6 protein-coding genes and 1 pseudogene are annotated in these 7,854 nt (G+C 67.3%); 4 read left to right on the top strand and 3 right to left on the bottom strand.

Annotation, left to right across the window (positions count from 1 at the left end; genetic code table 11):
* Window positions 1-322 precede the first annotated feature (322 nt).
* Window positions 323-1,927 carry an ISL3 family transposase gene (locus ABD120_RS05190; RefSeq protein WP_343948531.1) on the top strand — a complete coding sequence of 535 codons (1,605 nt, stop codon included), beginning with the start codon at window positions 323-325 and terminating at the stop codon, window positions 1,925-1,927.
* 230 nt (window positions 1,928-2,157) lie between these two features.
* On the opposite strand, the gene ABD120_RS05185 is transcribed toward ABD120_RS05190, so the two are convergent.
* Window positions 2,158-3,753: an ISL3 family transposase gene (locus tag ABD120_RS05185; protein ID WP_343948530.1), complete on the bottom strand. Its 1,596-nt coding sequence runs from the start codon at window positions 3,751-3,753 to the stop codon at window positions 2,158-2,160.
* Between the two features lie 167 nt (window positions 3,754-3,920).
* On the opposite strand from ABD120_RS05185, the gene ABD120_RS05180 reads away from it, so the two are divergent.
* Window positions 3,921-4,274 carry a hypothetical protein gene (locus ABD120_RS05180; RefSeq protein WP_343948529.1) on the top strand — a complete coding sequence of 118 codons (354 nt, stop codon included), beginning with the start codon at window positions 3,921-3,923 and terminating at the stop codon, window positions 4,272-4,274.
* Between the two features lie 15 nt (window positions 4,275-4,289).
* Here ABD120_RS05180 and istA read toward each other — a convergent pair.
* Both istA and ABD120_RS05170 read right to left on the bottom strand, forming a co-directional pair.
* Window positions 4,290-5,468, bottom strand: a pseudogene (gene istA / locus ABD120_RS05175) (IS21 family transposase); the annotation flags it as partial.
* A 172-nt stretch (window positions 5,469-5,640) separates the two neighbouring features.
* Window positions 5,641-6,231 (bottom strand): TetR/AcrR family transcriptional regulator, encoded by a 591-nt coding sequence (locus ABD120_RS05170; RefSeq protein ID WP_343948528.1) that lies wholly within the window; start codon window positions 6,229-6,231, stop codon window positions 5,641-5,643.
* A gap of 87 nt (window positions 6,232-6,318) precedes the next feature.
* Between ABD120_RS05170 and ABD120_RS05165 the strand changes: the two genes are divergently transcribed.
* Window positions 6,319-6,744 (top strand): nuclear transport factor 2 family protein, encoded by a 426-nt coding sequence (locus ABD120_RS05165; protein ID WP_343948527.1) that lies wholly within the window; start codon window positions 6,319-6,321, stop codon window positions 6,742-6,744.
* The gene (locus ABD120_RS05160; protein WP_343948526.1) at window positions 6,741-7,589 is read left to right on the top strand and encodes an NmrA family NAD(P)-binding protein; all 849 of its coding nucleotides are present in this window, start codon (window positions 6,741-6,743) and stop codon (window positions 7,587-7,589) included. The genes ABD120_RS05165 and ABD120_RS05160 overlap by 4 nt, the downstream gene beginning before the upstream one ends.
* Window positions 7,590-7,854 lie beyond the last annotated feature (265 nt).

Raw genomic sequence — 7,854 nt, 5'->3', positions numbered from 1 at the left:
CGCCCGCGCGCTCTCGTCATAGACCCAGCGGGGCCGGCCACGGCGGGTCTCATCGATGCCCAGCACCGTGACCGACTGCGGCTCGGCCGACAGCACCCGTCCGGCATGTCCGTGGCCGTGCAAAAGGGCTCTGGCTCACTCTTGATGATCAGTGACGCAGGGTGAGTCAGACGGAGGATCCGGGGCAGCGCACACTGCGTCGCGATCTTGTAACTAGGTCCACAGGCAGGCGGCCGCTCATCGACGATCTGGGTTTGTCGAGAACCTGATCATCAACGAGCGGCCGTGGGGTTCACTGTGCTGCATGTGTCGGCAGGCGTGGATGCCTGCTGCCTTCCCTTGTTCTGTTGCCCTTCAGGGCGTCGATGTTCTGAAGGTTGAGGACCTCGGCAGTGCCGTATTGATCGTGGCGCGCACCGTGGTCGCCGAAGCCTCGTGCCCGGTGTGCGGTCTGCTCTCGGCCCGCGTGCACAGCCGGTATCGCCGGACCATCTCGGACCTGGCGATGAGCGGGCGTCCGGTCCGGATCGAGCTGGAGGTGCGCCGCTTCATCTGCGGCGAGCTCTCGTGTGAGCGAGGAATCTTCACCGAGCAGGTCGATGGGCTGACCCAGCGGCATGCACGTCGCAGCAACGCTTTGCGAGCGCTCCTCACCTCTATCGCCGTGGCGCTGGCCGGGCGAGCCGGCGCCCGCATGGCCCGTGTGGTCGGCGCGCCGGTCAGCCGGTCCACGCTGCTGCGGATGCTGCGGGCCTTACCCGATCCGGAAATCGGGCAGATCACCGTTCTGGGCGTCGACGACTTCGCCAAAAAGCGCGGAAACTCCTACGGCACCGTCCTGGTCGACATGGACACCCATCGTCCCGTCGATCTGCTGGACGGCCGGACCGCCGAGGACTTGGCCACCTGGCTGAAGGGGCATCCCGGCGTTCAGGTGATCTGCCGGGACAGAGCCGGATCCTATGCCGACGGCGCTCGTGAGGGCGCACCTGAGGCTGTCCAAGTCGCCGACCGCTTCCACCTTTGGCAGAACCTCGCCGCGGCGCTGGAGAAGACCGTCCGCGCACACCGATCCTGCCTGCAGGAAGCCCCCCAGCCGGACGCCGCCGTCACGGACTCAGTCGCCTGCGAAACGGTGCCTGTCGAGCGGCCGAAGACCTTGGATTCCTACGGACACGAACGTCCGATGGTGTCCCGAACGTATGAGCGCTATGCCCAGGTCCAGGAGCTGAAGGCCAAGAGCCTGTCGTTGAACGCCATCAGCCGCGAACTCGGCCTGGCCTTCCGCACCGTCCGCAAATACGCCAACGCCACCAGCGTAGACGACCTCCTGGCCCCGGCCCTCAATCGCTCCAGCAAGCTAGATGAGTTCAAGCCCTACCTCACCCGCCGCTGGAACGAAGGCTGCTACAACGCCGTCCAGCTCCATGCCGAGATCAAGGCTCAAGGCTTCACCGGCAGCCGCCGAGCCGTCCAGGGCTGGCTCTTGCCCCTGCGCGGACACCAGGAAGTACAGCAGGAGCCATGCCCACCACCCAAGCCCCGCCGCGTCACTGGCTGGCTCATGACCCATCCCGACCGTCTGGGCACCGAGGAGGAGGCCGGGCTGGGGCAGATCCTTGCCCGCTGCCCCGAACTCACCGACGCCGCCGAGCTGGTCCGCAGCTTCGCCACGATGATGACCAACCGCGACGGTCATCATCTCGACGACTGGATCGCCACCGCCCAAGCCGGAGCCTCGCTCCATCTGGCCACCTTCGCCACCGGACTCCGACGCGACCACGCCGCAGTGCAGGCCGGACTGACCCTGGACCACAGCAGTGGTGCCGTCGAGGGGACCGTGAACAAGATCAAATTCTTGAAGCGGCAGATGTTCGGCCGCGCAAACTTCGACCTTCTACGGGCCCGGGTCCTGCGCTACACCTGACAGATTGCACGCTCTGTCACGGAGATCATCAAGAGTGAGCCAGAGCCAAAATTGGTTCTGGCTCACTTTTGGTGCTGGAGCCACGGAGCGTCACCGACTCCGCGATCATGAACGGTTGTGGCCAACGCTCTCCTCCGCGACCTCTGGTTCCACCACGCCGACGAAATCACGCTCGGCACCATCACCATCCACCCCCACCACGTGACCCTCCACGCCACCACCACCAACGGCTATGCCGCGTGGAGGACGCGTTTGCGCAGGAGATCGAAGCCTGCGCCGCCGAACGTCTGCCGTTTCAACATCTTGATCTTGTTGTGGCCCTCGACCACGCCGGAGCTGTAGTCCAGGCTCAGACCCGCGACGACGGCGTCGAGGTCTTGGAGGAGGCCGGCGGCGAACGTGTGCAGGGCCGGGACCTGGTCCTTCTGGACCTGGGCGATCCATCCCTTGAGCTGTCGGCCCCGCCGCTCGTTCATGAGCTCGGCGAAGGCACGGACATGCCGGGCCGTGGCGGCCAGCGCCGGAATGCGGGCCAGGATCTCTTTCAGTCGCTGGGTGTCGTCGGCGTTGAGCCGGTCGGGACGGCGGGTGATCCAGCCGGTGACGTCGCGGACCGATGGCCCGCGCCGTGGTGGGTCCTGGCGTGGGAACGCCTGCCGGAGCCGGTGGACGTACTTGCGGACGATCTGTTCCTTGCCCGGATATCCGCGCTGGGCGATCTCCTCGAACAGGCGGCGGGCGTTGGTGCAGCCTTGGGCGAACCGCTGATCGATGTGTGGCTTGAACGGGTCGAGGATGCTGACGCGTCCGGTCCAGCGTCCGGCCAGTAGTTCGTCCGGACCAGCCGCGTGCGCGTAGCGGCGGACGGTGTTGCGGGCCAGTCCGAGCTCGCGGGCGATGGTCTTCAGACCGGCGCCTGCGGCGAGGAGGGCGTGGACGGCGGTGTGCTGCTCGCGGACCCGGTCGGCCAGACGTCCTGTGCTCCGGGGCGGAGTGGGCTGCGGTGACGATGGCAGGACTGGCGGTGCTGCGGACTCGGGTTCCGGCGCGGGCTCCGGCAGCAGGGCTCGGTGCTGGAGCACGGTCTTCTCGACTGCCTCGACGAGGTTCTTCCAGAGGTGATAGCGGTCGGCGACGTGGATCGCGTCGGGTGCGCCCAGGCGTCCGGCCTCGGCGAATGAAGCCGAGCGGTCGCGGCAGATCACTTCGATGCCGGGGTGGGCCGCCAGCCAGGCGGACACCGTCTCGATGCTGCGGTCGGGCAGGAGGTCGACCACGCGGCGGGTCTCGATGTCCACGAGCACGGTGGCGTAGACGTGGCCCTTGCGCAGGGCGAACTCGTCGATCCCCAGCACCCGCGGTGTGGCTGGCGCGCTGTCGGGAACGGCGTGTATCAGCCGCAGTAGCGTGGAGCGGCTCACCGGCGAGGCCAACGCGTCGGTGAGCCGGGCTCCGGCACGACCTGCCAGCATCAGCGCCACCCGCTGCAAGGACGCCTGCAGTGCCTGGCTCCGTCGGCCGTGGCGGAAGGTCAGCCCCGGCACCTGCTCTGCGAAGGTGGCCTTCGGGCACGCCTGTTCACGGCAGCGGAACCGACGGACCTGTAACTCCACCACCACCCGCCGGCTCGCGATGGCGGCCTCGTCGAGTCGACGAACGTACCGGCTGTGGACCCGGGACGAGACCGTGCCGCATGACGGACACGCGGCATAGCCGTTGGTGGTGGTGGCGTGGAGGGTCACGTGGTGGGGGTGGATGGTGATGGTGCCGAGCGTGATTTCGTCGGCGTGGTGGAACCAGAGGTCGCGGAGGAGAGCGTTGGCCACAACCGTTCATGATCGCGGAGTCGGTGACGCTCCGTGGCTCCAGCACCAAAAGTGATCCAGAACCCGAAAATTGACCCCGTGCAGCCTTCTGAAAATTGACCCCCGGTGGTCACGGTTGAACTTGTTATCGATGTGACTGAGAACCCGTCGTATGGAAGCCTTCGGGCATGCCTGATCTCCGAGAACATGTCGGCCGTCACTATGCCGTGCAGTTCCACTACTCGTTGCCGGACGATGCTTGGTGCATCGAGCTGAGTGAGGCGGTGCCGGTTCCGGAGTCGTGGACCGACATCCCAGGCTCACCCACCCACTTGCCCGGATTAGCCTTGATGATGGCCTTGGTGCCGGATGAGGATCCGGCTGCGGAACCGACCGTCCACCTCGGTAACGACCACGAACATGTCATCCCATATGAGATCGTGCGCTGGTTCATGGAAAAGGTGGCTGCGGAAGTCGAGCGTTGCCACGCGACGCTGGCGGCGATTGAGCCCGCAACCGACACCGGTCCTGACCTCTCATAGGACCGGTCAGCCGGTGTGGCCGTCGGTGTGGTGGCGGACGGCGGCCTGACGTCGTTGCCGGTCCTCGGCCAGCGCCGCTCGCATCTGCGCTGCGGTGGCGGCGTGGGCGGGGTCGGTGACCACGCCCTGTCTGGCCCAGGAGCGGTGGTGGCGTGCGACGAGGTTGCCGTCGCAGGTGATGGTGACGGTGTCCGTTGAGGCGACGATGTCGACGAACTTGCCGATGACGCGCGGGTCGACGGAGTAGTCGACCGTGTCCAGACGGACGTGGTAGTCGCGGCTGAGCCGGATCCGGTTGCGCAGGCCGACCTGCGGGCGGACCGGCGGCAGCGGAATCATCGCTTGGTAGTCGGTTTCCAGCAGGTCCACCGGACGCCCGGCGATCGAGCGGACGGTGCGGGCGTTCGCCTTGACCAGCCAATCGTCGAGCTGCTGGTTGAAGTCGGCCGGTGAGGCGAACAGGCGGCCGGGCAGGAAGGAGGTCTCCAGGAACTGGTTGGCCCGCTCGACCATCCCCTTGTATTCCGGATCACGGGGCGGGGCGAGTTTGATCTGCGTGGCCAGTGTGCCGGCGAACGCCGCCGCGAGTGTGGTGACCCGCCCGTTGCCGCCGATGGCCGATTCCCGATCCCAGATGAGGGTCTTGGTGACTCGGCCGATCCCGCGGATCGACCACCACATGCCCGCCAGGATGTCGCCGCCTTGGCGACTGGGAATCATCGTCGCGGTCATGAACCGGGAGAAGCCCAGCGTCATCACCAGCACCGGCAACACTCGCCGCTGCCCCGCGGCGACCGGGATCGGCGTCTCCGGGAACCACAGATCGCACTGGGCGACCTGCCCGGGCTCGTAGGCCACCCGATCCACCGGATCGATGCCGACATACTCCGGCCTGATCAACGTCAGCCGTTTCTTCAACGGCGACATCGAGTACGGCCAGCCGATCCGCTCGGCGATCACCGGCGCGGGCATCGTCGGCCATTCCGACAGCAGAGCGCGGATCTGCGGCTCGAACGGATCTGCCACCGAGCCCGTCGGCGCCCGCTGGTACTTCGGCGGCTCGTCCGATGCCAACGCCCGGCGCACCGTGTTCCGGGAGATCCCCAACCGCCGCACGATCGCCTTGATCGGCATTCCCTCAGCACGGTGCAAACGGCTGATTTCCGCCCAATCTTCCACTTTCAGTACCCTCATAGCTTCAAGGGGGGTCAACTTTCAAAAACCCCTGGGGGGTCAGTCTTCAGAAAGCTGCGATACCCCGGATCAGCGGGGCGGAGGGCGTGCTCGCCGACGGGTCGGTGACGGTCCGCATCGGCAGACACGAGTTCACCGCGCCGATCCTCGATCATCCCTCGGCGGTCAACCCTTACGGTGAGCCGGAGGCCAGGACTCCGGTGACGAAGTTCGCGAACTGTGCCCGTATCTCTTCCCGTGAAATGCGCTCTTCTCCGGCCAGGTGCTCGACGAGGTCGGCTCGTGTGGCGGCGAGCAGGGCGTGGGCGGTGAAGCCGCTGTCGGCCACACTGGGGATCTGCTCCAGTACGGCTTGGAGCAGGCCGTGCCACCGCTCGTAGTGCTCCGCCCGGTACGGGCTGCTGCTCCCGCCTTCCTCCAAGGCCAGCGCGAGGCGCCGGTTGTCGAGTTTGAAGCACAGGACGGCATCGAGCAGGGCGGGGACGCGATCCCGCGGTGGGGTCGCGGGCCCCAGGGGTGGTGGGCCGGTCTCGACGGCCTGCCTGATCGGTTCGAGCCGTGCCTCGTACAGCGCGCGGAGCAGACCTGCGCGATCGCCGAAGGCCCGGAAGAGCGTGCCCTTGCCGACGCCGGCCGCAGCCGCGACGTCGGCCATGGTGACGTCCTCGGGGCTCTCGCGGCGAGCGAAGAGGGCGTCGGCGGCCGCGAGCACGGCCTCCCGGTTGCGGATGGCGTCCTTGCGAGACGACTGACGTTCGGGCATGGCGCTCCTTCCATTTGCAAAACGGACCCGTGGTCCATATCGTTGAAACGGACCCAAGGTCCGGATTCTATGTTTTGGAGGATACCCATGTCCGCACCGACCTCCCCGGCGGATCTTTACCGCCACAGCCTGCGACTGCTGCTCGACAAGGACATGCCCGCGTGGGTCGCCCTGTGGGCCGAGGACGGCCGCATGGAGTTCCCCTTCGCCCCCGACGGCTGGCCCCGGCGCCTGGAGGGCAAGGAGGCCATCGCCGCCTACATGCGCCACTACCCGGATCACGTTGACCTGCACGACTTCCCCGACCTGCGGATCCACCAGACCACCGATCCACAGACCATCGTGGTCGAGATGCGCGGCGTCGGCCGCTTGGTGGAGAGCGACGCTCCCTTCGACATGACCTACATCGCCGTCGTGACCGTTCGAGACGGACACATCGCCTCCTACCGCGACTACTGGAACCCCCTCGCCGTACAGGAGCCCGGCGCCGACTTCACCAGGAGCAGCCGATGACCACCGCCCGCACCACTCTGGTCATCGGTGCCACCGGCACCACCGGAAGCCGCACCGCCGCGCAGTTGACGGCCGCGGGCCACCGCGTCAAAGCCGCCAGCCGTCAGGCCACCCTGGTCGCCGGGGCTGAGCCAGTCCCCTTCGACTGGCACGACCCCACCACCCACGCGGCCGCTCTCGACGGCGTCGACCGCGTCTACCTCATACCGCCCCCGGGTGACTCCGACCCTGCGGCAATCATGCTGCCGTTCCTCCATCAGGCCCGCACCGTCGGTGTGCGCCGCGCGGTGCTGCTGAGCTCCTCGGCCATCCCCGAGGGCGGCCCGGCGGTGGGAACGGTGCACCAGGCCCTGCCCGATCTGTTCGAACAGTGGGCGGTACTGCGGCCCTCGTGGTTCATGCAGAACTTCACCGGCACGCACGCGCATGCTCGCAGCATCCGCGACGAGGGCATCATCTGGACCGCCACCGAAACTGGCCGGGTCGGCTTCGTCGACGCCGAGGACATCGCGGCCGTCGCCGTGCGCGCTCTGACCGACGAGCAAGCCCCCAACACCGATCTCGTCCTCACCGGACCTGAGGCACTCAGCCACGACGACATTGCCGCAAGCATCTCCGAGGTCACCGATCGGCCCGTCGTCCACCGCCGTCTGTCCTACAAGCAGATGCGCGATCGCCTCACGACGCAGGTATCGGTGGAGTTCGCTGCGATGCTGGCCGACATGGACCGTGCTATCGCCGGAGGGGCGGAGGACCGCACTACCGACGCCGTCCACCGTCTTACCGGTCGGCCCCCGCGCACCTTCCGGGCCCTCCTTGACGGGGAGATGCGATGCAGCAGCTGATGTTCCAGGGCGATCAGCAGTTCGGGTTCGACCCCCTGCGCGATATCGGCCTGGCCGTCTACGGCGGCTCAGACATCGGAGAAGTCGTAGAAGCCGCCTCCCGGGTCACCTCCAGCGAACTACGACGCTGGCACGACGCCTGGCTGTTGGAGGTGAGTCGAAGCGGCCGTAGGGCTCGCGTAGGTCCACACCAGCGGGGAGACGGCTCTGCGCTAGTGGCCCGTCACGCAACCTTGGCCGGGTAACCGGTCCAGCTTCGGATCGG

Origin of the sequence: Nonomuraea longicatena, from assembly GCF_039525605.1 — a bacterium.
In the GTDB taxonomy this organism is placed as follows: domain Bacteria; phylum Actinomycetota; class Actinomycetes; order Streptosporangiales; family Streptosporangiaceae; genus Nonomuraea; species Nonomuraea longicatena.
The sequence above is the reverse complement of the archived record's forward strand: the minus strand, read 5'-3'. Positions and strand labels throughout refer to the sequence as shown.

Excerpts from the sequence above, each read along its gene's own strand:
- ABD120_RS05190 (WP_343948531.1), top strand. The coding sequence starts at position 323 with ATGCCTGCTGCCTTCCCTTGTTCTGTTGCCCTTCAGGGCGTCGATGTT.
- ABD120_RS05180 (WP_343948529.1), top strand. The coding sequence starts at position 3,921 with ATGCCTGATCTCCGAGAACATGTCGGCCGTCACTATGCCGTGCAGTTC.
- ABD120_RS05170 (WP_343948528.1), bottom strand. The coding sequence starts at position 6,231 with ATGCCCGAACGTCAGTCGTCTCGCAAGGACGCCATCCGCAACCGGGAG.
- ABD120_RS05165 (WP_343948527.1), top strand. The coding sequence starts at position 6,319 with ATGTCCGCACCGACCTCCCCGGCGGATCTTTACCGCCACAGCCTGCGA.
- ABD120_RS05160 (WP_343948526.1), top strand. The coding sequence starts at position 6,741 with ATGACCACCGCCCGCACCACTCTGGTCATCGGTGCCACCGGCACCACC.